Below are 23609 nucleotides of genomic sequence, written 5' to 3'. Positions count from 1 at the left end.
GTTCAATAAAGCGGGGGAGGAGATCCGATGTTCGCAGGCTCGATGGAGTTCGATCTGGGCGAGGATATCGCGGCGCTGCGCGACATGGTGCGCCGCTGGGCGGCCGAACGTGTCGCGCCGATCGCGGCGAAGACCGATCTGGACAATGAATTCCCCAATGAGCTCTGGACCGAGATGGGCGAGCTCGGTCTGCTGGGGATCACCGTTCCTGAGGAATATGGCGGGGCAGGGATGGGCTATCTCGCCCATGTGGTCGCGACCGAGGAGATCGCGCGGGCCTCGGCCTCGATCGCGCTGTCCTATGGCGCGCATTCCAACCTCTGCGTGAACCAGATCAAGCTCAACGGCTCGGACGAGCAGAAGCGCAGATACCTCCCCGGCCTGATCTCGGGCGAGCATGTCGGCGCGCTGGCGATGTCGGAATCGGGCGCGGGCTCGGACGTGGTGGGCATGAAACTCAAGGCCGAGAAGCGCAACGGCTACTACGTCCTGAACGGCCACAAATACTGGATCACCAACGGCCCCGATGCCGATACGCTGGTGGTCTATGCCAAGACCGACCCGCAGGCGGGCTCCAAGGGGATCACCGCCTTCATCGTGGAAAAGGATTTCAAGGGCTTCTCGACCTCGAAGCATTTCGACAAGCTCGGGATGCGCGGCTCGAACACGGCGCAGCTCTTCTTCGAGGATTGCGAAGTGCCCTTCGAGAACGTGCTGGGCGAGGAAGGCCGAGGCGTGCGCGTGCTGATGTCGGGGCTCGATTACGAGCGCGTCGTCCTCTCGGGTATCGGCACCGGCATCATGATGGCCTGCCTCGACGAGGTCGTGCCCTATTGCAAGGAACGCGAGCAATTCGGCCAGCCGATCGGGAATTTCCAGCTCATGCAGGGCAAGATCGCCGACATGTATGTCGCCATGAACACCGCGCGGGCCTATACTTACGAGGTCGCCAAGGCCTGTGACCGGGGCGCGGTGACACGGCACGATGCGGCCGCGACCGTGCTCTATGCCTCCGAACAGGCGATGGTGCAGGCTCATCAGGCGGTGCAGGCACTGGGCGGGGCCGGGTTCCTGAGCGATTCCAACGTCTCGCGCCTGTTCCGCGACGCGAAGCTGATGGAGATCGGCGCGGGCACCTCCGAGATCCGCCGGATGCTGATCGGTCGCGAGATCATGGGAGGCGCGTGATGCGCTGGCTGATGCTTGCCCTTCTGCCGCTCACGGCCGCGTATCCGGCCGCGGCGCAGGACCTGTCGGTCGATCCCGACACGGTGCACGCCTGTCTCAAAGATGCGACAGGCGTGCTGCCCGATTGCATCGGCGATGCGGCCAAGGCCTGCCAGTCGCAGCCGGGCGGCGAGACGACGCCGGGAATTTCCGCCTGCCTGCAGGGCGAGGCGCAGGTCTGGGACGATCTCCTGAATGCCCAATACAAGGGCGCACGGGCGCGGATGCTGGCACAGGGCGGGACCGATCTGGCCGATCAGCTGCTCGAGGCGCAGCGGGCCTGGATCGCCTTTCGCGACGCCGATTGCGGCCTGACCTACGCGGTCTGGGGCGCTGGCTCGATCCGTACGGTGATGGCGAGCGATTGTTACTTGCACAAGACTGCGCAGCGCGCGCTCGAACTGCGTGATCTGGGGAACATGGAATGAAACTGACTTCCTCTGCCTTGCCCTCATCCGAGGGCTTCCAGGCCAATCGCGCGGCGCATCTGACCGCGCTCGAAACGATCCGCGAGGCCGCCGACGCGGCCGCGGCGGGCGGCGGGACCGCGGCGCTCGAACGCCACCTGGGCCGCGGCAAGATGGCGCCGCGCGAACGCGTGGCGGGGCTTCTCGATCCCGGCGCGCCCTTCCTCGAGATCGGCGCGACGGCGGCGCATGACATGTATGGCAATGCCGCGCCATGTGCGGGCGTGATCGCGGGCGTCGGCCGGGTGATGGGGCAGGAAGTCATGGTGGTCGCCAATGACGCCACCGTGAAGGGCGGCACCTATTACCCGATGACGGTGAAGAAGCACCTGCGCGCGCAGGAGATCGCGGAGGAATGCAACCTTCCCTGCATCTATCTCGTCGACTCGGGCGGGGCGAACCTGCCCAACCAGGACGAGGTCTTCCCCGATCGCGACCATTTCGGGCGCATCTTCTACAATCAGGCGCGGATGTCGGCCAAGGGCATCGCCCAGATCGCGGTGGTGATGGGCTCGTGCACCGCGGGCGGCGCCTATGTGCCCGCGATGTCGGATGTGACGATCATCGTGAAGGAACAGGGCACGATCTTCCTCGCCGGCCCGCCGCTGGTGAAGGCCGCGACCGGCGAGGTGGTGACGGCCGAGGATCTGGGTGGCGGCGACGTGCATACGCGGCTCTCCGGTGTAGCCGATTACCTGGCCGAGGATGACGCCCATGCGCTGGCGCTGGCGCGGCGGGCGGTCGGCTCGCTCAACCGGAGGAAACCCGCGGGCGTGAACTGGCAATCGCCCGAAGAGCCCGCCTATGATCCCGAGGAGATCCTCGGCGTCGTGCCCGCCGACCTCCGGACCCCCTACGACATCCGCGAAGTGATCGCCCGTCTGGTGGACGGCTCGCGCTTCGACGAGTTCAAGCCGCGCTTCGGCGAGACCATCGTGACCGGCTTTGCCCATGTGAAGGGCTGCCCGGTGGGGATCGTGGCCAATAACGGTGTGCTGTTCTCGGAGGCCGCGCAGAAGGCCGCGCATTTCATCGAACTGTGCTCGCAACGCGCGATCCCGCTCGTCTTCCTGCAAAACATCACCGGCTTCATGGTGGGGCGCAAATACGAGAACGAAGGCATCGCGCGCCACGGCGCCAAGATGGTGACCGCCGTCGCCACCACCTCGGTGCCGAAGATCACGATGCTGGTGGGCGGCTCCTTCGGGGCGGGCAATTACGGCATGTCGGGGCGCGCCTACAGTCCCCGTTTCCTCTGGACCTGGCCCAATTCGCGGATCTCGGTGATGGGCGGGGAGCAGGCCGCGGGTGTGCTCGCCACTGTCAAGCGCGACGGGATCGAACGCAAGGGCGGCCAATGGTCCGCCGAGGAAGAGGCCGAGTTCAAGCGCCCCACCATCGAGATGTTCGAGCGCCAGTCGCACCCGCTCTACGCCTCGGCGCGGCTTTGGGATGACGGTATCATCGACCCGCGCAAATCGCGCGATGTGTTGGCGCTGTCGCTTTCGGCCGCGCTCAACGCCCCCATCGAACCGACCCGCTTCGGCGTGTTCCGGATGTAAGTTTTTTGCCTCCGGCGGGGATATTTGAAGCATTTGGAAGAGCTCCGTTTCTTCCTTCCAAATGCCTGAAAATATCCCGGGGGCACGGGGGCAGAGCCCCCGCCGTTTTCACAGGGAGACCGACATGTTTTCCAAGATCCTGATCGCCAATCGCGGGGAGATCGCCTGCCGGGTGATCGACACCGCGCGCAAGATGGGCGTGGCGAGCGTCGCCGTTTATTCCGAGGCCGATGCGGGGGCGCGGCACGTCGCGATGGCCGACGAGGCCGTGGCGATCGGCGGGCCGGCGCCGAAGGACAGCTATCTGCGCGGGGACGCGATCATCGAGGCCGCTTTGCAGAGCGGCGCGCAGGCGATCCATCCGGGCTACGGCTTCCTCTCGGAAAATCCCGATTTGGTCGAGGCGGTGGAAGCGGCGGGGCTGACCTTCATCGGCCCCTCGGCCGAGGCGATCCGGGCGATGGGGCTCAAGGATGCCGCCAAGGCGCTGATGGAGCAGGCCGGTGTGCCGGTGGTGCCCGGGTATCACGGCGAGAACCAGGATCCCGAGCATCTGGCCGGCGCGGCCGAGACGATCGGCTATCCGGTGCTGATCAAGGCGGTCGCGGGCGGTGGCGGCAAGGGGATGCGCCTGGTCGAGAAACCTCGGGATTTCGCCGAAGCCTTGGCCTCGGCCCGGGGCGAGGCGCAGACGGCCTTCGGCAATCCCGCCGTTCTGATCGAGAAATTCATCGCCAGCCCGCGCCATATCGAGGTGCAGGTCTTCGGCGACGGGACGCAGGCGGTGCATCTCTTCGAACGGGACTGCTCGCTCCAGCGCCGCCACCAGAAGGTGATCGAGGAAGCGCCTGCGCCCGGGATGACGCCGGAGATGCGCGAGGCGATGGGGCAGGCGGCGGTGCGCGCGGCCGAGGCGATCGGCTACAGGGGTGCCGGCACGGTGGAATTCATCGTCGACGGCTCGGCCGGGCTGCGGCCGGACCGGTTCTGGTTCATGGAAATGAACACCCGTCTTCAGGTCGAGCATCCGGTGACCGAGGCGATCACCGGGATCGACCTCGTCGAATGGCAGTTGCGGGTGGCCTCGGGCGAGGCGCTGCCCTGCGGCCAGGACGATCTGACCATCACCGGTCACGCTTTCGAGGCCCGGCTCTATGCCGAGGATGTGCCGGCAGGTTTCCTGCCTGCGACCGGCACGCTCTCGCATCTGCGCTTTGCCGAAGGCTGCCGCGCCGATACCGGCGTGCGCGCGGGCGATACGATCAGCCCGTGGTACGACCCGATGATCGCCAAGATCATCACCCACGGCCCCACCCGCGACGTGGCGCTCGGACAGCTGGCCCGGGCGCTCGAGCAGACGCAGGTGGCGGGCACGGTGACGAACCTCGCCTTCCTCGCCCGGCTGGCCCGCCACGAAGGTTTCGGCGCGGGGCAGGTGGATACCGGCCTGATCGGGCGCGAGATCGACACGCTCGCCGCGCCGGCCGAGCGGACCGAGGCGGCGCGCGCGCTTGCGGTGATCGCGGCGGCGGGGCTTTGGGAGGGTACGGGCGAGGGCTTCGCGCTCTGGGCACCGCTGCGCCGGCCCGTGCCCTTCGAAGAAGAGGCCGCGCTCCGCGTGATCGGGCCGGGCCATGTCTCGGTCGAGGTGGCGGGCGCGTCGCATGACTGCCTGCGCGGTCCCGATGGCTGGCGGGTCGATGGCGCCAAGACCGGGGCGGCGATGCATCGCGATCCGGGCGCGGTCACGATCTTCATGGACGGGGCGCATCGCTTCGAGATCCCCGATCCGCTCGAGCGCGGCAGCGCGACCGAGACCTCGGATCTCACGCTGGCGCCGATGCCGGGTCTGGTGAAGGCGGTCTTCGTCGCGGAGGGCCAGAGCGTGGCGGCGGGCGACCGGCTCGCGATCATGGAGGCGATGAAGATGGAGCACACCATGCGCGCCGCGCGCGACGGCACCGTCGCCGAGGTGCTGGTGGCCGAGGGCACGCAGGTCGAGGCGGGCGCGGCACTGATCCGGTTGGAGGAGGAGGCATGATCACCCTTCACCACGTGCCGGGCTCGCGCTCGATGCGGGTGCTGTGGCTGCTCGAGGAGATGGGGCTCGAATACGCGCTGCGTCACTGGTCGCTCACCGATGGCGGGCTGCGCGGCCCCGAGTTCCGCGCGCTCTCGCCGGCGGGGCGGATCCCGGCGATCGAGATCGACGGGCGGACGATCTTCGAAAGCGGCGCGATCATCGAATATCTCACCGAGACGCGACCCGAGGCGGGGCTCGCGCCTTCGCCCGGCGAGCCCACGCGCGCCGATTTCCTCGAATGGGTCCATTTCGCGGAAACGCAGGCGAATATCCTGCAAAACCTCAATATCCACCACATCTTCCTGCGCCCGGTCGAGGCCCGCTCGCCGGTGCTGACACGGCTCGACACGAAGCGGCTCGAGGTGACGATGCGGGCGCTCGAGGCGCATCTCGACGGGCGCGAATACCTGATCGGGCCGTTCTCGGGCGCCGATTGTATGCTGGGGTTCAACATCGACGCGATGTTCCGCTTCGTGCGGCCCGAGCCCTTCCCGAACATCTCCGCCTATCGCCAGCGCGTGCAATCGCGCCCCGCCTATCGGCGCGCGGTCGCGAAGGGCGGGGGCGACAGCATCTACAGTCAGGATTTCTACGAGTTGCCCGATGTCTGAAACGGTCGAGATCTTCGAGATGGCCCCGCGCGACGGGCTGCAGAACGAAAAGCGCGCGATCCCGCTCGATGAGAAGATCGCGCTGGTCGATTGCCTGAGCCGCGCGGGGTTCAAGCGGATCGAGGTCGGCTCCTTCGTCAGTCCGAAATGGGTTCCGCAGATGGCCGACTCCGCGGCGGTGTTCGCGGGGATCACCCGCAGGCCCGGCATCTCCTATGCCGCGCTCACCCCGAACCTGAAGGGCTACGAGGCGGCGAAAGCGGCGCGCGCCGACGAGGTGGCGATCTTCGCCTCGGCCTCGGAAGGGTTCTCGCGCGCGAACCTCAACTGTTCGATCGCGGAAAGTCTCGAGCGCTTCGCGCCCGTCGTCGAGGCGGCGAAAGCCGACAATGTGAAAGTGCGCGGCTACGTCTCGGTCGTCACCGACTGCCCCTTCGACGGGCCGACGCCGCCCGGAAACGTGGCGCGGGTCGTCGCCGCCCTGCGCGAGATGGGTTGTTACGAGATCTCTCTGGGCGACACGATCGGCCAGGGCACGCCCGAGAGCGTGACGGCGATGCTGGAGGCGGTGATGAACGAGGTGCCGGCCGCGCGGCTCGCCGGGCATTATCACGACACGGCCGGGCGGGCGCTCGCGAATATCGAGGCGAGCCTCGCGCTCGGGCTGCGGGTCTTCGACGCGGCCGTGGGCGGTCTTGGCGGCTGCCCCTATGCGCCGGGGGCGGCCGGCAATGTCGCGACCGAGGCGGTGAATGCGCGGCTGATCGAGCTGGGCTACGAGACGGGACTGGATGCGCAGGTGCTCGCCGAAGCGGCGGGGCTGGCGCGGAAGATGAAAGGGCAGGGCGATGTTTGAGACGATCCGGATCGGCAAGGACGACCGCGGGATCGCGCGGCTGACGCTCGCGCGCTCGGAGAAGCACAACGCGCTTTCCGAACAGATGATGGATGAGATCACCCGGGGCATCGGAGCGCTCGGCGAGGACGCGGAGGTGCGCGTGGTCATCCTCGACGCCGAGGGCCGCAGTTTCTGCGCCGGGGGCGATCTGAAATGGATGCAGGCGCAGATCGCGGCGGGGGCCGAGGAACGCGCGGCGGGTGCACGCAAGCTCGCGGGGATGCTCAATGCGCTCAATACTTGTCCCAAGCCGGTGATCGGGCGGGTGCAGGGCAATGCTTTCGGCGGCGGGATCGGGATGATGTCGGTCTGTGATGTCGCGGTGGGCGCCGAGGGCGCGCGCTTCGGGCTGACCGAGACGAAGCTCGGCCTGACGCCCGCGACGATCTCTCCCTATGTCGTGGCGCGGATGGGCGAGGCGCGGGCGCGCCGGGTCTTCATGTCCGCACGTCTTTTCGACGCGCAGGAAGCGCGCGATCTCGGCCTGCTGGCGAAGGTCGTGGCAGCGGAAGATCTCGACGCGGCGGTGATGGCCGAGGCCGAACCCTATCTCGCCTGTGCGCCCGGGGCGGTGGCCGAGGCGAAGGCGCTGGTGCGCGCGCTCGGGCCGCGGATCGACACCACCACCATCGACATGACGGTCGAGGCGCTGGTGACGCGGTGGGAGTCGGAGGAATCCGCAGAGGGCATCGCGGCCTTCTTCGAGAAGCGCGAGCCGAACTGGAAACGGTGATTCTGTGCGGAACCTGCGCGGCCAAACCGTTTTGACCGCTTGGAAAAATGCATAATCGATGCAGGAAACGCATGAACTAGGACGCATCGTCGCAGTTCGGTCTCAAATCGCATGCATCGGTATACAAAATCGCTTTCGGACCCGCTCCGAGGCGATTTTCCCGCACCGCCTCGGTTGACCCGCCCGGGGCACGGGTCTATTGCTCCCCTAGCCGGAACCTGCGCGACGATGCGTCGCGATCTTAGGGAGCCAAAGCCCATGCATGACATGCTGCGCGAATATCTTCCCATCCTCATCTTCCTCGCCATGGCGACCGCTCTGGGCCTTGTGCTCATCCTCGCCGCGGCGGTGGTCGCAGTGCGCAACCCCGATCCCGAGAAAGTCTCGGCTTACGAATGCGGGTTCAATGCCTTCGACGACGCGCGGATGAAGTTCGATGTTCGCTTCTATCTCGTCTCGATTCTCTTCATCATCTTCGACCTCGAAGTGGCGTTCCTGTTTCCCTGGGCGGTGGCCTTCGGAAAGCTCTCGATGGTCGGTTTCTGGTCGATGATGGTCTTCCTCGCGGTTCTGACCGTAGGATTTGCGTATGAGTGGAAGAAAGGGGCGCTGGAATGGGCGTGATGACCTCTGCCAATACTGCGGGCGCTGACCGTGAAGTCGCGACGCAGGCTCTGAACTCGGAGCTGCAGGACAAGGGGTTCCTGCTCACCACGACCGAAGACCTGATCAACTGGGCGCGCAACGGCTCGCTGCACTGGATGACCTTCGGTCTCGCCTGCTGCGCCGTCGAGATGATGCAATGCTCGATGCCGCGCTATGACCTCGAACGGTTCGGCACCGCGCCGCGCGCGAGCCCGCGCCAGTCCGACGTGATGATCGTCGCGGGCACGCTCACCAACAAGATGGCGCCGGCGATGCGCAAGGTCTACGACCAGATGCCCGAGCCGCGCTACGTGATCTCGATGGGCTCCTGCGCCAATGGCGGCGGCTACTATCACTACAGCTATTCGGTGGTGCGCGGCTGCGACCGCGTCGTGCCGGTGGATATCTACGTGCCGGGTTGCCCGCCCACGGCCGAGGCGCTGCTCTACGGTATCCTCCAGCTGCAACGCAAAATCCGCCGCACCGGCACGCTGGTACGCTGAGGAGAGGCGATGATGGACGTGAATGCCCTTCAGGAACTGGCCGCCCATATCGAGATGAAGCGTCCCGAGGACGTGGTCTCGACCGAGATCGCCTATGGCGAGCTGACGATCACGATCACCACCCAGTCGGTCACGGGGTTCGTGGAATTCCTGCGCGACGATCCGAACTGCCTGTTCTCGTCGCTGGTCGACATCACGGCGGTGGACTGGCCCGAGCGCCCGCAGCGCTTCGACGTGGTCTGGCACTTCCTGTCGATGTATCGCAACCAGCGCATCCGGGTGAAAACCCCGATCCGCGAAGAGGACATGGTGCCCTCGATCGTGGGCATTCACCCATGCGCGAACTGGTTCGAACGCGAGGTGTTCGACATGTTCGGGATCCTCTTCTCGGGGCACCCGGATCTGCGCCGCCTGCTTACCGATTACGGCTTCCGCGGCCATCCGCTGCGCAAGGACTTCCCGACCACCGGCTATGTCGAAGTGCGCTACGACGAGGTTCTCAAGCGCGTCGTCTACGAGCCGGTGAAACTCACGCAGGAATATCGGCAGTTCGATTTCCTCTCCCCCTGGGAGGGCGCGAAATACATCCTTCCGGGTGACGAGAAGGGAGAGGCGAAATGATGGACGGCGATATCCGTAACAATGTCTATGATGACGGCTCGCGCGACCAGCTGACCGACGAGCAGCGCATCCGCAACTTCAACATCAACTTCGGTCCGCAGCACCCCGCGGCGCATGGCGTGCTGCGCATGGTGCTCGAGCTCGACGGCGAGATCGTCGAACGCGCCGACCCGCATATCGGGTTGCTCCATCGCGGCACCGAGAAGCTGATGGAGAGCCGCACCTACCTGCAGAACCTGCCCTATTTCGACCGCCTCGACTACGTGGCGCCGATGAACCAGGAACATGCGTGGTGCCTCGCGATCGAGCGTCTGACCGGCACCGTCGTGCCGCGCCGGGGCTCGCTGATCCGCGTGCTCTATTCCGAGATCGGCCGGATCCTGAACCACCTTCTCAACGTCACCACGCAGGCGATGGACGTGGGCGCGCTCACGCCGCCGCTCTGGGGCTTCGAGGCGCGCGAAGAGCTGATGGTCTTCTACGAGCGCGCCTGTGGCGCACGCCTGCACTCGGCCTATTTCCGGCCCGGCGGCGTTCACCAGGATCTGCCGCCGAAGCTGCTCGACGATATCGAGGAATTCTGCGGCCGCTTCCCGAAACTGCTCGACGATATCGAGGGGCTGCTGACCGAGAACCGGATCTTCAAGCAGCGCAACGTCGATATCTGCATCATCTCGGAAGAAGAGATCCAGCAATGGGGCTATTCGGGCGTGATGGTGCGCGGCTCGGGCCTCGCCTGGGATCTGCGCCGCGCGCAGCCCTATGAATGCTACGACGAGTTCGACTTCCAGATCCCCGTCGGCAAGAACGGTGACTGCTACGACCGTTATCTGTGCCGCATGGCGGAGATGCGCGAGTCGACGAAGATCGTCCTTCAGGCGATCGAAAAGCTCCGGATGCCCGAGAACCAGGGCGACGTTCTGGCGCGCGGCAAGATCACCCCGCCGTCGCGGGGCGACATGAAGACCTCGATGGAGAGCCTGATCCACCACTTCAAGCTTTACACCGAGGGCTTCCACGTTCCCGCGGGCGAGGTCTACGCCGCGGTCGAGGCGCCCAAGGGCGAGTTCGGCGTCTATCTGGTGGCCGACGGCACGAACAAACCCTATCGCGCCAAGATCCGCGCGCCGGGTTTCCTGCATCTGCAATCCATGGATCACGTCGCCAAGGGCCACATGCTCGCCGACGTTTCTGCAATCATCGGCACGATGGACATCGTGTTCGGGGAGGTTGACCGCTAATGCTCCGTCGTTTGCATCCCGAGCAACCCGACAGTTTCGAATTCACGCCCGCCAATCTCGAATGGGCCCAGGCGCAGATCACGAAATACCCGGTGGGCCGTCAGGCCAGCGCCATCATCCCGCTCCTGTTCCGTGCTCAGGAACAGGAGGGTTGGCTGAGCCGCCCGGCGATCGAATATGTCGCGGACATGCTCGACTTGCCCTATATGCGGGCGCTCGAAGTGGCGACCTTCTACTTCATGTTCCAGCTCGCCCCGGTCGGCTCGGTGGCGCATCTGCAGATCTGCGGCACGACCTCGTGCATGATCTGCGGCGCCGAGGACCTGATCGGCGTGTGCAAGAAGAAGATCGCGCCCGAACCGCACCAGCTTTCCGCGGACGGCAAATTCTCGTGGGAAGAGGTGGAATGCCTCGGCGCCTGCGCGAACGCGCCGATGATGCAGGTCGGCAAGGATTACTACGAGGATCTGACCGAAGAGCGTCTGGCCGAGATCATCGACCAGATGGCCGAGGGCAAGGTGCCGCGTCCCGGGTCGCAGACGGGGCGGTTCTCCTCGGAGCCCGCGACCGGTCTGACCGCCTGTTCCGAAACGGGCGGCGCGAAGGAAGAGCATAACGGCTCCGTCGCGCTCGCGGTGTCGATCGGTGACACGATCAAGCGCATCGACGGGACCGAAGTGCCGCTCACCGCGCCGTGGCAGAGCTCGGGCCAGCACGGCCCGATCGGTACCATGGGCACCGAACGCCCCCGTTCGGCCGCGCAGCAGGACGAGGCCCGCAAGGCCGCCAAGAAGACCGAGGCCAAACCCGCCGCGGGCAAGCCCGCCGACAAGACCGGCGTGACCGAGGCCGAGGCGCAGGCCGCCTCGAAGGCCAAGCCGCGTTCGAAATCCGAGCCCAAGGGCGTGAGCGCCGACGAAGCTGCCGCCACCGGCGAGAAGCCCGCGATGCTCGATGCTCCGCGCGAGGGTGGGGCGGACGATTTGAAACTGATCAGGGGGGTCGGGCCGAAGCTCGAGCAGATGCTCAACGCGATGGGGCTCTATCACTTCGATCAGATCGCGGCCTGGAGCGAGACGGAACTCGCCTGGGTCGACGCGAACCTCGAGGGCTTCAAGGGCCGTGCGAGCCGCGACAACTGGATCGGCCAGGCGAAGAAACTGGCCAGCGGGGAAGAGACCGAGTTTTCGGCCCGCGCGAAGAAAGACGGTATCTACGAGTAAATCAACGGTAACGGGGACCCCCAAGGTTGGGGAAATGGAGTGACGGGAATGGGAGATCAGATGCAAGGCTGCCGCGGAAAGGCGGGGATCTGGGCGGGGATCACGGGGCTTATCGTGGCCGTGTTCCTCATGGTCGTGGCACATGAGCCGTTCTATGTGGCGGTCTTCATGGGGCTGCTCACCGTCCTGCTGTTCGGCGGCTTCCTGATCTGGGCCTTCTGCACGGGCCGCGACGTGCCCGAAGCGGCGCGCCCCTCGTCCGCGCCTGCGAAGGAGCCCGCCATCCCCGAAAGCCCGGTCGAGACCTTCAACGCGCAATCGCCCGAAGGCGCGGCGGCCCACGCGCAGGCCGCGGCTGCGGTTCCGGCCTCCGAACCCGCAGCGGCTGCGCAACCTGCGCCCGAACCGAAACCCGCGCCCGCGCCGGCGCCTGCTGCGGCGGAAGCGCCTCAGGTCGAGGTGAAGGCCGAGGCGGCCAAGCCCGCGCCGGTCGAAGAAACCGCTCCGAAAGCCGCCGCACCGGCTGTGGGGCAGCCTGCCGCGGCCGAGGGGCCCGGAAAGAAACCGCGCGGGCTCAAGGCACCGCGCAAGGCCGGGGCCGACGATCTGAAGAAGATCGAGGGCATCGGGCCGAAACTCGAAGAGACGCTCAATGGCTGGGGCATCTACCATTTCGACCAGATCGCGAAATGGGGCCCCGAGGAAGTGGCCTATGCGGATCAGAACGTGCCGCGCTTCAAGGGGCGCTGCACCCGAGACAAATGGGTCTCGCAGGCCCGGATCATCGTCGAGGACGGCATGGATGCCTTCCTCGAGCGGGCAAAGACGAACGACTACTGAGCGGGGGTAAATGAGCGAGAACCGTGACACGGATCGGCGAGAGGGGCGCAAGGCGGCCCTGATCATCGCCCTCACGACGGTTCTCTGGCTCGCCCTGCAATGGGTCGGAAGACAACAAGGCTGGTCGGCGCAGGTGGCGCTGCTCGGCGATTTCGCGGCGCTGGCCGCCTATATCTACGCGCTGGCTCTGGTCTGGCGCATCTGGCGCCGGGGCTCCGGCAAGTGAGGGAAGCGATATGCTGAAGGATCAGGACCGGATCTTCACCAATATCTACGGGATGCATGACCGCTCTCTGGCGGGCGCCAAGGCGCGCGGCCATTGGGACGGAACCGGCGAAATCCTGTCGAAGGGCCGCGATTGGATCATCGATCAGGTCAAGGCCTCGGGGCTGCGCGGCCGCGGCGGCGCGGGCTTCCCGACGGGGCTGAAATGGTCCTTCATGCCGAAAGAGAGCGATGGCCGCCCGGCCTATCTCGCGATCAATGCCGACGAATCCGAGCCCGCGACCTGCAAGGACCGCGAGATCATGCGCCACGACGCGCATACGCTGGTCGAAGGCGCGCTGATCGCCGGCTTCGCGATGGGGGCGGCGGCCGCCTATATCTACATCCGCGGCGAATATATCCGCGAGAAGGAAGCGCTGCAGCGCGCGATCGACGAAGCCTATGAAGACGGGCTGATCGGCAAGAACGCCTGCAAATCGGGCTTCGATTTCGACGTCTATCTCGCGCATGGCGCGGGCGCCTATATCTGCGGCGAGGAAACCGCGCTTCTGGAAAGCCTCGAAGGCAAGAAGGGCATGCCGCGCATGAAGCCGCCATTCCCGGCCGGCGCGGGCCTCTATGGCTGCCCGACCACGGTGAACAACGTCGAATCCATCGCCGTTGTCCCGACGATCCTGCGCCGCGGCGCGGATTGGTACGCCTCCTTCGGCCGGCCGAACAATACCGGCGTGAAGCTGTTTGCGATGTCGGGCCATGTGAACACGCCCTGCGTCATCGAGGAGAGCATGTCGATCTCGATGAAGGAACTCATCGAGAAGCATGGCGGCGGCGTGCGTGGTGGCTGGAAGAACCTCAAGGCCGTCATTCCGGGCGGCGCATCCTGCCCGGTCCTGCCCGCGCATCTGTGCGAAGACGCGATCATGGATTACGACGGCATGCGCGAGCTGAAGTCCTCCTTCGGCACCGCCTGCATGATCGTGATGGACCAGCAGACCGACGTCATCAAGGCGATCTGGCGTCTGGCCAAGTTCTTCAAGCATGAGAGCTGCGGCCAGTGCACGCCGTGCCGCGAAGGTACCGGCTGGATGATGCGGGTGATGGACCGCCTCGTGCGCGGCGAGGCCGAGATCGAAGAGATCGACATGCTCTTCGACGTGACCAAACAGGTCGAAGGCCACACGATCTGCGCATTGGGCGACGCGGCCGCCTGGCCGATCCAGGGCCTGATCCGTCACTTCCGCGAAGAGATCGAAGACCGCATCAAGGCCCGCAAGACCGGACGCATGGGGGCGATGGCCGCGGAATGATGCGTGCGGGCGTCATATCGGCCGGCGCGCTGGCGCTGGCGGGTTGCGCGGCGGTGCCGGGCGGCAACGAGGCCTCGAAAGGCCCCGAACGCCTGACGCCGATCGTCGGCTACACGGCCGCGCAAGATGCGGCAGGGGCGCTTGTCGTGACCCGCGATGCGACGCCTTTCGCCTATGACGAGGGGGCCGAGGCCAAGCGCGCCGCGAATGCGATCTGCGGCGGGGCGGTGGCCTCGTCGATCGACGACAGATACCGGGAAGGCGCGTGGATCTTCCCCCGGGGCTGCGCCTGAGCGCGCCCGCAACTGGAATAACCGCGCCGGGGCAGGGCCCTTGCGCCCGAAGCAGAGTGACGGATAGCCATGGCTGACCTGAGAAAGATCATCATCGACGGCCACGAGGTCGAGGTTGACCCCAACCTGACGCTGATTCAGGCGTGCGAACAGGCCGGGATCGAAGTGCCGCGCTTCTGCTATCACGAGCGGCTCTCGATCGCGGGCAACTGCCGGATGTGCCTGGTGGAAGTCGTGGGCGGCCCGCCCAAGCCCGCCGCTTCCTGCGCGATGCAGGTGCGCGACATGCGCCCCGGTCCCGAAGGCCAGCCGCCGGTGATCAAGACGAACTCGCCGATGGTCAAGAAGGCCCGCGAGGGGGTGATGGAATTCCTGCTCATCAACCACCCGCTCGACTGCCCGATCTGCGATCAGGGCGGCGAATGCGATCTGCAAGATCAGGCAATGGCTTACGGGGTGGATTTCTCGCGCTACCGCGAGCCCAAGCGCGCCGCGACCGAGCTCAATCTCGGCCCGCTGGTCGAGACCCACATGACGCGCTGCATCTCCTGCACCCGCTGCGTGCGCTTCACCACCGAAGTCGCGGGCATCACCCAGATGGGCCAGACCGGGCGTGGCGAGGATGCGGAGATCTCGAACTATCTCAACATGACGCTCGACAGCAATCTGCAGGGCAACATCATCGACCTGTGCCCGGTCGGCGCGCTGGTCTCGAAACCCTATGCCTTCACCGCGCGTCCGTGGGAGCTGACCAAGACCGAGTCCATCGACGTGATGGATGCGGTGGGCAGCAGCATCCGCGTCGACACGAAGGGCCGCGAAGTGATGCGCATCCTGCCGCGCAACCATGACGGGGTGAACGAGGAGTGGATCTCCGACAAGACCCGCTTCGTCTGGGATGGCCTGCGCCGCCAGCGTCTCGACCGGCCCTATATCCGCGTTGACGGCAAGCTCAAGCCCGCAAGCTGGGGCGAGGCGCTCGCCGCCGCGGCCGCGGCGCTGACGGGCAAGAAGGTTGCCGCTCTGGTGGGCGATCTGGCCTCCACCGAGGCGGCCTTCTCGCTCAAGCAGCTCATCGAGGGGCTGGGCGGAAATGTGGAATGCCGCACCGATGGCGCGCGGCTGCCGGCGGGCAACCGCTACGGCTATGTCGGCAACGCGGCGATCGAGGATCTCGACGGCGCGAAAGAGGTCGTGCTGATCGGCACCAACCCGGCTGTCGAGGCCGCGGTGCTCAATGCGCGCATCCGCAAGGCCTGGACCAAGGGCGCGAATGTCTCGGTGATCGGCGAAGCCTGTGACCTGACCTATGACTATGCGCATCTGGGCAGCGACCGCGCGGCGCTCTCGAAGCTTGTCGCCGACGCGGCACCGGTCGAGGGCGGCGTGGTGATCGTGGGGCAGGGCGCGCTGAACGAGGCCGATGGCGAGGCCGTTCTCGCGCATGCGATGAAGCTCGCCGAGGCGATGGGCGCCAAGCTGATGGTGCTGCACACCGCCGCCGCCCGCGTGGGCGCGATGGATGTGGGCGCGGTGACCGAAGGCGGCCTGCTCGCCGCGATCGATGGTGCCGAGGTGATCTACAACATGGGCGCCGACGAAGTGGAAATCACCCCGCGCGCCGAAGGCGGCCCCTTCGTGATCTATCAGGGCAGCCATGGCGATCGCGGCGCGAACCGCGCCGACGTGATCCTGCCGGGCGCGGCCTATACCGAGGAGCACGGCCTCTTCGTGAATACCGAAGGCCGGCCGCAGCTTGCTTTCCGCGCGGGCTTCCCGCCCGGCGAGGCGAAGGAGAACTGGGCGATCCTGCGGGCGCTCTCGGCCGAGCTGGGCGCCAAGCAGCCCTGGGACACGCTTGCCGGTCTGCGCCGGGCGCTGGTCGAGGCGGTGCCGCTTCTCGCGCAGCTCGACCAGGTGCCGGAAAACGAGGTCCAGCCGATCGCCGCGCGCGACATGGGCAACGCGACCTTCCGTCTTCCGATCCGCGAATTCTACCTCACCAACCCGATCGCACGCGCCTCGGTGGTGATGGCCGAATGCGCGGCGCTGGCGAAGGCAAGGGCGCAAGCCCCGGTGGCGGCGGAGTAAGACGCATGGCCCCGAACCTCTCCCGGATCGCCCCGCTCGCTCCCGGCCTTCTGGCCGGGCTGGCGGCCTGCGCGCCGAGCGAGGGGCACAGCGCCAAGGCCGATCTCGCGAAGATCGACTATCGCGGGGTCGATACGCGGCTCCTCGACAGCGATCTCGTGGAGTTCCGCGCCGCCCTGTCGGGCGAGGGCGCGGGCGAGGAGGCGGCCACGGAATACGCACGATGCGCGGCAGCGGAATATGCGCTGATCCGCGGCTACGGGTTCGCGCGCCATGTGCGCACGAATGTAACGCAAGAGGGTGGCATCTGGCGGGCGGATGCGGTCTACACCATTTCGCCCGCCCTGCCGCAAGGGCTGAAGACGATCGACGCTGAGGTGACGGTCGGCGACTGCGCGGATCGGGGAATTCCGACGGTTTGAGGATATCAGGGAAACATGGCTGACTTTCTGGCAACACCTTTTGGCACCTTCCTGCTCATCCTTGTGCAGGGTCTCGGCATCATCGCCTTCGTGATGATCTCGCTGCTGTTCCTTGTCTATGGCGACCGCAAGGTCTGGGCGGCGGTGCAGATGCGGCGCGGACCCAACGTGGTCGGCCCCTGGGGGATCCTGCAATCGGTGGCGGATGCCCTGAAATACGTGGTCAAGGAGATCGTCGTGCCCGCGGGCGCCGACAAGTTCGTCTTCTTCCTCGCACCGATGCTGAGCTTCGTGCTCGCGGTCCTCGCCTGGGCGGTGATCCCCTTCGCCGATGGCTGGGTGCTCGCAGATATCAACGTCGCGATCCTCTTCGTCTTCGCCGTCTCCTCGCTCGAGGTCTATGGCGTGATCATGGGGGGCTGGGCGTCGAACTCGAAATACCCGTTCCTCGGCTCGCTGCGCTCGGCCGCGCAGATGATCTCCTACGAAGTCTCGCTCGGCCTGATCATCATCGGCGTCATCATCTCGACCGGCTCGATGAGCTTCGGCGATATCGTGAAGGCGCAGGAAGGCTCCTACGGGCTCTTCAACTGGTACTGGCTGCCGCACCTGCCGATGGTGGTGCTGTTCTTCATCTCGGCGCTGGCCGAGACCAACCGCCCGCCCTTCGACCTGCCGGAAGCTGAATCCGAGCTCGTCGCGGGCTTCATGGTGGAATATTCCTCGACGCCCTACCTGCTGTTCATGGCCGGCGAATATATCGCCATCTGGCTGATGTGCGCGCTGATCTCGCTGCTGTTCTTCGGTGGCTGGCTGTCGCCGATCCCGGGGCTTCCCGACGGGGCGCTGTGGATGTTCGGCAAGATGGTGGTGTTCTTCTTCATGTTCGCGATGGTGAAGGCGATCGTGCCGCGCTACCGCTACGACCAGCTCATGCGGATCGGCTGGAAAGTCTTCCTGCCGCTGTCGCTGGGATGGGTCGTGCTGGTGTCCTTCCTCGCGAAATTCGAAATCCTCGGGCATTTCTGGGCCCGCTGGACGATGGGGGGCTGATCATGGCTTTCGACTATACCCGCGCCGCCAAGTATTTCCTGCTGGTGGACTTCATCAAGGGCTTCGGACTGGGGATGCGCTACTTCTTCGCGCCCAAGCCCACGCTGAACTACCCGCATGAGAAGGGCCCGCTCTCGCCCCGCTTCCGCGGCGAACATGCGCTGCGCCGCTATCCCAATGGCGAAGAGCGCTGCATCGCGTGCAAGCTGTGCGAGGCGATCTGCCCGGCCCAGGCGATCACCATCGACGCCGAACCGCGCGCCGACGGCTCGCGCCGCACCACGCGCTACGACATCGACATGACCAAATGCATCTATTGCGGCTTCTGCCAGGAGGCCTGCCCGGTCGATGCGATCGTCGAGGGACCCAATTTCGAGTTCTCGACCGAGACCCGCGAAGAGCTGTTCTACGACAAGCAGAAGCTTCTCGACAACGGCGCCCGCTGGGAGGCCGAGATCGCCCGCAACCTCGAACTGGACGCGCCCTACAGATGAACGAGGATTTTCAGAAGCTCTTCAACACAATGATGGAGCAGGGGACCGAGATGGCCCGCCTGTTCAATCCCGCGCTGGAGAGTTTCAACCCTTCCGCGCTGGAGAAGCTCTTCCCCACCATGTCGAAGGACATGATGGAGATGTGGTTCGGCAAGACCTTCAACCGCGAAGGCCTCGACGCGCGCACCCGGCTTCTGGTGACCATCGGGGCGCTGACGGTTCTGGGCGCGCAGGCCGAGCCGCAGCTGCGCCTGACGATCCGTCACGCGCTCGAGGCGGGGGCCACGCAACGCGAGATCGCCGAGGTGATCTTTCAGATGAGCATGTTCGGCGGCGTGCCCGCCATGACCAAGGCGCTTGAAATCGCGCAGACGGTCTTCGATGAGAATTCGGGAGAGAACGCATGACGGTGTTTGCTTTCGCCTTCTACCTCTTCGCCGTTGTGGCGGTGGTTGCAGGCTTGATGGTGGTGATTTCCAAGAACCCCGTTCACTCGGTTCTCTGGCTGATCCTGACCTTCCTTTCGACCTCGGGGCTGTTCGTCCTGCTCGGGGCGGAATTCGTCGCGATGCTTCTGATCATCGTCTATGTCGGCGCGGTCGCGGTGCTCTTCCTCTTCGTGGTGATGATGCTCGATGTCGACTTCGCCGCGCTGAAAGGGGAACTGGCGCGCTACATGCCGCTCGGGCTCCTGATCGGCGTCGTGATGCTGATCCAGCTCGGCGTGGCCTTCGGGGCCTGGCAGACCTCGTCGATGGCCGAGACCCTGCGCGCGGCGCCGATGCCCGCGGGCATGAGCAATGCCGAGGCGCTCGGGCTGCTGATCTACGACAAGTATCTCTACCTGTTCCAGGCGGCGGGGCTGATCCTGCTGGTGGCGATGATCGGGGCGATCCTGCTCACGCTGCGTCACCGCACGAACGTGAAGCGGCAGAACGTGGTCGGGCAGATGCACCGCGATCCGGCCAAGACGATGGAAATGGTGGACGTCAAACCGGGGCAGGGGCTGTGACCGAGAAAGCGCAAGCAAAAGAAGCGGAGCGGAACCAGAGGGTGAGCACATGATCGGATTGGAACATTACCTAGGCGTTGCCGCCGCACTGTTCGTGATCGGCATCTTCGGGATCTTCGTGAACCGCAAGAACGTGATCGTCATCCTGATGTCGATCGAGCTGATGCTGCTCGCCGTCAATATCAACCTCGTGGCTTTCTCGGCCTCGTTGGGGGATCTCGTCGGGCAGATCTTCACCATGTTCGTCCTCACCGTCGCCGCCGCCGAGGCCGCGATCGGTCTCGCGATCCTGGTGGTCTTCTTCCGCAACCGCGGCTCGATCGATGTCGAAGACATCAACGTGATGAAGGGATAAGAGACCATGGAAACGATCATTCTCTTTTCGCCGCTCGTCGGCGCGATCATCGGCGGCTTCGGCTGGCGCGTGATCGGCGAGAAAGGTGCCATGGTTCTGACCACCGGGCTTCTCTTCCTCGCCGCCGCGCTGAGCTGGATCGTCTTCCTCACGCTGGGCGACACCACGCAGCACATCCATATCCTCAACTGGATCTCCTCGGGCGATCTGGACGTGAACTGGTCGATCCGGATGGACCGTCTGACCGCGATCATGCTGATCGTGGTGACCACGGTCTCGGCGCTGGTTCACCTCTATTCCTGGGGCTACATGGCCCATGACGAGAACTGGACCGAGAACGAGAACTACAAGGCGCGTTTCTTCGCCTACCTCTCCTTCTTCACCTTCACCATGCTGATGCTGGTGACCTCGGACAACCTGCTGCAGATGTTCTTCGGCTGGGAGGGCGTGGGCGTCGCCTCCTACCTCCTGATCGGCTTCTACTACAAGAAACCCTCCGCGAACGCCGCGGCGATGAAGGCCTTCATCGTCAACCGCGTCGGCGATTTCGGGTTCCTGCTGGGCATGTTCGGGCTGTTCTACATGACCGGCTCGCTGAAGATGGACGACGTCTTCGCCGCCGCTCCGGCTCTGGCCGACACGCAGCTTCATTTCCTCTGGACGGACTGGAACGCGATCGAGCTGATCGGCGTGCTTCTCTTCGTCGGTGCGATGGGCAAATCGGCACAGCTCTTCCTGCACACCTGGTTGCCGGACGCGATGGAAGGCCCGACGCCCGTGTCGGCGCTCATCCACGCCGCGACCATGGTGACCGCGGGCGTGTTCCTCGTCTGCCGGATGTCGCCGGTCTACGAATACGCGCCGCATGCGAAAGAGTTCATCCTGATCATCGGCGCGACCACCGCCTTCTTCGCCGCGACCGTTGGTCTGGTGCAGAACGACATCAAGCGGGTGATCGCCTACTCGACCTGTTCTCAGCTCGGCTACATGTTCGCGGCGGCGGGCGTGGGCGTCTATTCGGCCTCGATGTTCCACCTGCTGACGCATGCCTTCTTCAAGGCGCTGCTGTTCCTCTCGGCGGGCTCGGTCATCACCGCGATGCATCACGAGCAGGACATGCGCAACTATGGCGGCCTGCGCAAGAAGATCCCGCTGACCTTCTGGGCGATGATCATGGGCACGCTCGCGATCACCGGCGTCGGCATCCCCTTCACCCATCTCGGTTTCGCAGGCTTCCTCTCGAAGGACGCGATCATCGAGAGCGTCTGGGCGGGCGACGCCTCGGGCTACGGTTTCTGGATGCTCGTGATCGCGGCGGTGTTCACCTCCTTCTACTCGTGGCGCCTGGTCTTCATGACCTTCTTCGGCAAGCCGCGGGGTGATCATCATGCCCATGAGCATGCGCATGAGAGCCCCTGGGTGATGACGGTGCCGCTGGTGGTGCTGTCGCTGGGCGCGATCTTCGCCGGGATGATCTGGTACAACGCGTTCTTCGGCGATCATGCGAAGCTGGTGAAGTTCTTCAACCTGCCCGCGCATGAAGAGAGCCAGGCGATGGGCGAGGCGGCCGGTCACGGCACCGAGACGGCGGCAGCGGCGGATCATGGCGCGACCATGACCGACACGCAGGCCGAACAGGTCCAGGTCGAGGAGGCGAAGGATTCCGCAGGCGTCGGCCCCTCGGCCGCGGTGCTCGCGGAAGCCGGCGGGGCGCCGCAGGGCGCGATCTTCATGGGGGCGGAAAACGACGTGATCGATGCCGCGCACCATGCGCCGGCTTGGGTGAAGATGTCGCCCTTCTTCGCGATGCTCGCAGGGCTGATCGTGGCGTGGCTGTTCTACATTCGCGACGTGTCGCTGCCGCGGCGGCTCGCGGAAGCGCAGCCCTCGCTCTATCGCTTCTTGCTCAACAAGTGGTATTTCGACGAGCTCTACGACCGGATCTTCGTGCGTCCGGCGCTCTGGCTCGGGTACCAATTCTGGAAGAAAGGGGACGGTCAGATCGACCGCGCCATCGACGGCATGGCAGTCGGCATCGTCCCCTCGTTCACGAGGTTCCTTAACAGAATGCAATCGGGCTATCTGTTCCACTACGCCTTCGCGATGGTGATCGGGATCGTGGGTCTCATGTTCTGGGTCGTCCTCAACGGGGGGGCGAACTGATGCAACACCTTCTCTCCATCATCATCTTCGTCCCCGCCGCTGCGGCGCTCATCCTCGCGCTGGTGCTGCGGGGCGGCTCCGAGGCCGCCGACCGCAACGCGAAATGGGTGGCGATGACCGCGACGTCGGTCACCTTCCTGATCTCGCTCTTCCTGCTGGCGGGTTTCGATCCCTCGAATCCCGGCTTCCAGTTCATGGAGCATTACACCTGGATCATGGGCTTCCAGTACCGGGTCGGCGTTGACGGGCTCTCGATCCTCTTCGTGATGCTCACGACCTTCATGATGCCCTTCGTGATCGTCGGCAGCTGGAACGTGAAGGACCGGGTGAAGGAATACATGATCGCCTTCCTCGTCCTCGAGACGCTGATGGTGGGCACCTTCGTCACGCTCGATCTGGTGCTGTTCTACCTGTTCTTCGAAGCCGGTCTCATCCCGATGTTCCTGATCATCGGGATCTGGGGGGGCAAGCAGCGCGTCTATGCCGCGTTCAAGTTCTTCCTCTACACCTTCTTCGGCTCGGTCTTCATGCTGGTGTCGATCATCTACATCTACTTCCACACCGGGACGACCGACATGCCGGGGCTCCTGATCTACGAGTTCCCATACACACCGGTGCACATACTCGGGATAACGATCCCCGGCGGGGTGCAAACGCTGCTCTGGATCGGCTTCTTCATCTCCTTCGCGATCAAGATGCCGCTCTGGCCGGTGCATACCTGGCTTCCTGCCGCGCACGTTCAGGCCCCGACCGCGGGCTCGGTGGTGCTGGCCGCGATCCTGCTCAAGCTCGCCGATTACGGGTTCCTGCGCTTCTCGCTGCCGATGTTCCCGGTGGGCAACCTCGTGGTGGGACCCTGGGCGATGTGGCTTGCGGTGATCGCGATCATCTACACCTCGCTCGTGGCTCTGGTGCAGAGCGACATCAAGCGGGTCATCGCCTACAGCTCGGTCGCGCACATGGCCTATGTGCTGCTGGGGATCTTCTCGGGCACCCAGCAGGGCATCGAGGGCGGGATCTTTCTCGTGGTCAGCCACGGCTTCGTCTCGGGCGCGCTGTTCTTCTGCGTCGGCGTGATCTACGACCGGATGCACACCCGCGAGATCGAGGCCTATGGCGGCCTGGTGAAGCGGATGCCGGCCTATGCGCTGATCTTCATGTTCTTCACCATGGCCAATGTCGGCCTTCCGGGCACGGGCAACTTCGTGGGTGAATTCCTCACCCTCGCGGGGACCTTCCAGGTCAATACCTGGGCGGCGATGCTGGCGACGACCGGCGTGATCCTCTCGGCGGCCTATGCGCTGTGGCTCTATCGCCGGGTCGTCTTCGGCGACCTGATCAAGGAGAGCCTGCGCACGATCGACGACCTGAGCACCCGCGAGAAGTGGATCTTCGGTCCGCTCGTGGCCGCGACGCTGATCGTCGGGATCTATCCCAACTCGGTGACCGACATCATCGGTCCGTCGGTCGCGAACCTTGTCCAGAACTACCATGACGCCTTGCCGGACCACCTGCTGTCCGACCTGGTCGAACACTGAGG

At 65.4% G+C, this 23609-nt stretch carries 25 protein-coding genes; all 25 read left to right on the top strand.

Annotated features, from left to right (window positions below):
- Positions 1 to 27 precede the first annotated feature (27 nt).
- The gene (locus DW2_RS12895) at positions 28 to 1188 is read left to right on the top strand and encodes an isovaleryl-CoA dehydrogenase (protein WP_038147237.1); all 1161 of its coding nucleotides are present in this window, start codon (positions 28 to 30) and stop codon (positions 1186 to 1188) included.
- A complete protein-coding gene (locus DW2_RS12890; protein WP_051856039.1) occupies positions 1188 to 1655 on the top strand; it encodes a lysozyme inhibitor LprI family protein in 468 nt (155 codons plus the stop codon). Before DW2_RS12895 ends, DW2_RS12890 begins: the two co-directional genes overlap by 1 nt.
- Entirely contained in the window at positions 1652 to 3256 is a 1605-nt protein-coding gene (locus DW2_RS12885) for a carboxyl transferase domain-containing protein (protein WP_038147235.1), read from the top strand. Before DW2_RS12890 ends, DW2_RS12885 begins: the two co-directional genes overlap by 4 nt.
- A gap of 124 nt (positions 3257 to 3380) precedes the next feature.
- Positions 3381 to 5297: an acetyl-CoA carboxylase biotin carboxylase subunit gene (locus DW2_RS12880; protein WP_038147233.1), complete on the top strand. Its 1917-nt coding sequence runs from the start codon at positions 3381 to 3383 to the stop codon at positions 5295 to 5297.
- Entirely contained in the window at positions 5294 to 5950 is a 657-nt protein-coding gene (locus DW2_RS12875; RefSeq protein ID WP_038147231.1) for a glutathione S-transferase family protein, read from the top strand. Before DW2_RS12880 ends, DW2_RS12875 begins: the two co-directional genes overlap by 4 nt.
- Entirely contained in the window at positions 5943 to 6806 is an 864-nt protein-coding gene (locus DW2_RS12870) for a hydroxymethylglutaryl-CoA lyase (RefSeq protein ID WP_038147229.1), read from the top strand. The genes DW2_RS12875 and DW2_RS12870 overlap by 8 nt, the downstream gene beginning before the upstream one ends.
- Positions 6799 to 7581, top strand: coding sequence for a crotonase/enoyl-CoA hydratase family protein (locus DW2_RS12865; protein WP_038147227.1), 783 nt, complete (start codon positions 6799 to 6801; stop codon positions 7579 to 7581). Before DW2_RS12870 ends, DW2_RS12865 begins: the two co-directional genes overlap by 8 nt.
- A 258-nt stretch (positions 7582 to 7839) precedes the next feature.
- Positions 7840 to 8205 carry an NADH-quinone oxidoreductase subunit A gene (locus DW2_RS12860; protein ID WP_038147224.1) on the top strand — a complete coding sequence of 122 codons (366 nt, stop codon included), beginning with the start codon at positions 7840 to 7842 and terminating at the stop codon, positions 8203 to 8205.
- On the top strand, positions 8205 to 8729 hold the full coding sequence (locus tag DW2_RS12855) for a NuoB/complex I 20 kDa subunit family protein (RefSeq protein ID WP_038147360.1): 525 nt from the start codon (positions 8205 to 8207) through the stop codon (positions 8727 to 8729). The genes DW2_RS12860 and DW2_RS12855 overlap by 1 nt, the downstream gene beginning before the upstream one ends.
- Before the next feature lie 9 nt (positions 8730 to 8738).
- Positions 8739 to 9350 carry an NADH-quinone oxidoreductase subunit C gene (locus DW2_RS12850; RefSeq protein ID WP_038147223.1) on the top strand — a complete coding sequence of 204 codons (612 nt, stop codon included), beginning with the start codon at positions 8739 to 8741 and terminating at the stop codon, positions 9348 to 9350.
- On the top strand, positions 9347 to 10591 hold the full coding sequence (locus tag DW2_RS12845) for an NADH-quinone oxidoreductase subunit D (protein WP_038147221.1): 1245 nt from the start codon (positions 9347 to 9349) through the stop codon (positions 10589 to 10591). Before DW2_RS12850 ends, DW2_RS12845 begins: the two co-directional genes overlap by 4 nt.
- Complete coding sequence (locus tag DW2_RS12840; RefSeq protein WP_038147219.1) at positions 10591 to 11814, top strand: NADH-quinone oxidoreductase subunit E; 1224 nt, start codon at positions 10591 to 10593, stop codon at positions 11812 to 11814. The genes DW2_RS12845 and DW2_RS12840 overlap by 1 nt, the downstream gene beginning before the upstream one ends.
- 48 nt (positions 11815 to 11862) lie before the next feature.
- Complete coding sequence (locus tag DW2_RS19115; RefSeq protein ID WP_051856035.1) at positions 11863 to 12654, top strand: hypothetical protein; 792 nt, start codon at positions 11863 to 11865, stop codon at positions 12652 to 12654.
- A gap of 10 nt (positions 12655 to 12664) precedes the next feature.
- Complete coding sequence (locus tag DW2_RS12830; RefSeq protein ID WP_038147218.1) at positions 12665 to 12880, top strand: DUF5337 family protein; 216 nt, start codon at positions 12665 to 12667, stop codon at positions 12878 to 12880.
- Positions 12881 to 12890: 10 nt separating this feature from the next.
- Positions 12891 to 14186 (top strand): NADH-quinone oxidoreductase subunit NuoF, encoded by a 1296-nt coding sequence (gene nuoF, locus DW2_RS12825; protein WP_038147217.1) that lies wholly within the window; start codon positions 12891 to 12893, stop codon positions 14184 to 14186.
- Entirely contained in the window at positions 14183 to 14479 is a 297-nt protein-coding gene (locus DW2_RS12820; RefSeq protein WP_038147214.1) for a hypothetical protein, read from the top strand. Before nuoF ends, DW2_RS12820 begins: the two co-directional genes overlap by 4 nt.
- Positions 14480 to 14548: 69 nt before the next feature.
- On the top strand, positions 14549 to 16570 hold the full coding sequence (gene nuoG / locus DW2_RS12815) for an NADH-quinone oxidoreductase subunit NuoG (protein ID WP_038147212.1): 2022 nt from the start codon (positions 14549 to 14551) through the stop codon (positions 16568 to 16570).
- Positions 16571 to 16575: 5 nt separating this feature from the next.
- The gene (locus DW2_RS12810) at positions 16576 to 16992 is read left to right on the top strand and encodes a hypothetical protein (RefSeq protein WP_038147210.1); all 417 of its coding nucleotides are present in this window, start codon (positions 16576 to 16578) and stop codon (positions 16990 to 16992) included.
- A gap of 15 nt (positions 16993 to 17007) precedes the next feature.
- Positions 17008 to 18045 carry an NADH-quinone oxidoreductase subunit NuoH gene (nuoH, locus tag DW2_RS12805; protein ID WP_038147209.1) on the top strand — a complete coding sequence of 346 codons (1038 nt, stop codon included), beginning with the start codon at positions 17008 to 17010 and terminating at the stop codon, positions 18043 to 18045.
- Positions 18046 to 18047: 2 nt separating this feature from the next.
- Positions 18048 to 18539 (top strand): NADH-quinone oxidoreductase subunit NuoI, encoded by a 492-nt coding sequence (nuoI, locus tag DW2_RS12800; RefSeq protein ID WP_038127110.1) that lies wholly within the window; start codon positions 18048 to 18050, stop codon positions 18537 to 18539.
- Positions 18536 to 18946, top strand: coding sequence for a carboxymuconolactone decarboxylase family protein (locus DW2_RS12795; RefSeq protein ID WP_038147207.1), 411 nt, complete (start codon positions 18536 to 18538; stop codon positions 18944 to 18946). Before nuoI ends, DW2_RS12795 begins: the two co-directional genes overlap by 4 nt.
- Positions 18943 to 19551, top strand: a complete 609-nt coding sequence (locus DW2_RS12790; RefSeq protein WP_038147204.1) for an NADH-quinone oxidoreductase subunit J — start codon at positions 18943 to 18945, stop codon at positions 19549 to 19551. The genes DW2_RS12795 and DW2_RS12790 overlap by 4 nt, the downstream gene beginning before the upstream one ends.
- Before the next feature lie 49 nt (positions 19552 to 19600).
- Positions 19601 to 19906 carry an NADH-quinone oxidoreductase subunit NuoK gene (gene nuoK / locus DW2_RS12785; RefSeq protein WP_038147202.1) on the top strand — a complete coding sequence of 102 codons (306 nt, stop codon included), beginning with the start codon at positions 19601 to 19603 and terminating at the stop codon, positions 19904 to 19906.
- Between the two features lie 6 nt (positions 19907 to 19912).
- On the top strand, positions 19913 to 22069 hold the full coding sequence (nuoL, locus tag DW2_RS12780) for an NADH-quinone oxidoreductase subunit L (RefSeq protein WP_038147201.1): 2157 nt from the start codon (positions 19913 to 19915) through the stop codon (positions 22067 to 22069).
- Positions 22069 to 23607, top strand: a complete 1539-nt coding sequence (locus tag DW2_RS12775; protein WP_038147199.1) for an NADH-quinone oxidoreductase subunit M — start codon at positions 22069 to 22071, stop codon at positions 23605 to 23607. Before nuoL ends, DW2_RS12775 begins: the two co-directional genes overlap by 1 nt.
- Positions 23608 to 23609 lie beyond the last annotated feature (2 nt).

This window comes from Thioclava atlantica (genome assembly GCF_000737065.1).
In the GTDB taxonomy this organism is placed as follows: domain Bacteria; phylum Pseudomonadota; class Alphaproteobacteria; order Rhodobacterales; family Rhodobacteraceae; genus Thioclava; species Thioclava atlantica.
This window is presented reverse-complemented; position numbering and strand designations above follow the sequence as displayed.

What these genes read in the sequence shown, in the direction of transcription:
- DW2_RS12880 (WP_038147233.1), top strand. Translation starts at nt 3,381, where the DNA reads ATGTTTTCCAAGATCCTGATCGCCAATCGCGGGGAGATCGCCTGCCGG.
- nuoL (WP_038147201.1), top strand. Translation starts at nt 19,913, where the DNA reads ATGGAAACGATCATTCTCTTTTCGCCGCTCGTCGGCGCGATCATCGGC.
- DW2_RS12775 (WP_038147199.1), top strand. Translation starts at nt 22,069, where the DNA reads ATGCAACACCTTCTCTCCATCATCATCTTCGTCCCCGCCGCTGCGGCG.
- DW2_RS12850 (WP_038147223.1), top strand. Translation starts at nt 8,739, where the DNA reads ATGATGGACGTGAATGCCCTTCAGGAACTGGCCGCCCATATCGAGATG.
- DW2_RS12895 (WP_038147237.1), top strand. Translation starts at nt 28, where the DNA reads ATGTTCGCAGGCTCGATGGAGTTCGATCTGGGCGAGGATATCGCGGCG.
- DW2_RS19115 (WP_051856035.1), top strand. Translation starts at nt 11,863, where the DNA reads ATGGGAGATCAGATGCAAGGCTGCCGCGGAAAGGCGGGGATCTGGGCG.
- DW2_RS12795 (WP_038147207.1), top strand. Translation starts at nt 18,536, where the DNA reads ATGAACGAGGATTTTCAGAAGCTCTTCAACACAATGATGGAGCAGGGG.
- nuoI (WP_038127110.1), top strand. Translation starts at nt 18,048, where the DNA reads ATGGCTTTCGACTATACCCGCGCCGCCAAGTATTTCCTGCTGGTGGAC.
- DW2_RS12860 (WP_038147224.1), top strand. Translation starts at nt 7,840, where the DNA reads ATGCATGACATGCTGCGCGAATATCTTCCCATCCTCATCTTCCTCGCC.
- DW2_RS12855 (WP_038147360.1), top strand. Translation starts at nt 8,205, where the DNA reads ATGACCTCTGCCAATACTGCGGGCGCTGACCGTGAAGTCGCGACGCAG.
- DW2_RS12820 (WP_038147214.1), top strand. Translation starts at nt 14,183, where the DNA reads ATGATGCGTGCGGGCGTCATATCGGCCGGCGCGCTGGCGCTGGCGGGT.
- nuoG (WP_038147212.1), top strand. Translation starts at nt 14,549, where the DNA reads ATGGCTGACCTGAGAAAGATCATCATCGACGGCCACGAGGTCGAGGTT.
- nuoF (WP_038147217.1), top strand. Translation starts at nt 12,891, where the DNA reads ATGCTGAAGGATCAGGACCGGATCTTCACCAATATCTACGGGATGCAT.
- DW2_RS12790 (WP_038147204.1), top strand. Translation starts at nt 18,943, where the DNA reads ATGACGGTGTTTGCTTTCGCCTTCTACCTCTTCGCCGTTGTGGCGGTG.
- DW2_RS12810 (WP_038147210.1), top strand. Translation starts at nt 16,576, where the DNA reads ATGGCCCCGAACCTCTCCCGGATCGCCCCGCTCGCTCCCGGCCTTCTG.
- DW2_RS12890 (WP_051856039.1), top strand. Translation starts at nt 1,188, where the DNA reads ATGCGCTGGCTGATGCTTGCCCTTCTGCCGCTCACGGCCGCGTATCCG.
- nuoK (WP_038147202.1), top strand. Translation starts at nt 19,601, where the DNA reads ATGATCGGATTGGAACATTACCTAGGCGTTGCCGCCGCACTGTTCGTG.
- DW2_RS12865 (WP_038147227.1), top strand. Translation starts at nt 6,799, where the DNA reads ATGTTTGAGACGATCCGGATCGGCAAGGACGACCGCGGGATCGCGCGG.
- DW2_RS12840 (WP_038147219.1), top strand. Translation starts at nt 10,591, where the DNA reads ATGCTCCGTCGTTTGCATCCCGAGCAACCCGACAGTTTCGAATTCACG.
- DW2_RS12875 (WP_038147231.1), top strand. Translation starts at nt 5,294, where the DNA reads ATGATCACCCTTCACCACGTGCCGGGCTCGCGCTCGATGCGGGTGCTG.
- DW2_RS12885 (WP_038147235.1), top strand. Translation starts at nt 1,652, where the DNA reads ATGAAACTGACTTCCTCTGCCTTGCCCTCATCCGAGGGCTTCCAGGCC.
- nuoH (WP_038147209.1), top strand. Translation starts at nt 17,008, where the DNA reads ATGGCTGACTTTCTGGCAACACCTTTTGGCACCTTCCTGCTCATCCTT.
- DW2_RS12830 (WP_038147218.1), top strand. Translation starts at nt 12,665, where the DNA reads ATGAGCGAGAACCGTGACACGGATCGGCGAGAGGGGCGCAAGGCGGCC.
- DW2_RS12870 (WP_038147229.1), top strand. Translation starts at nt 5,943, where the DNA reads ATGTCTGAAACGGTCGAGATCTTCGAGATGGCCCCGCGCGACGGGCTG.
- DW2_RS12845 (WP_038147221.1), top strand. Translation starts at nt 9,347, where the DNA reads ATGATGGACGGCGATATCCGTAACAATGTCTATGATGACGGCTCGCGC.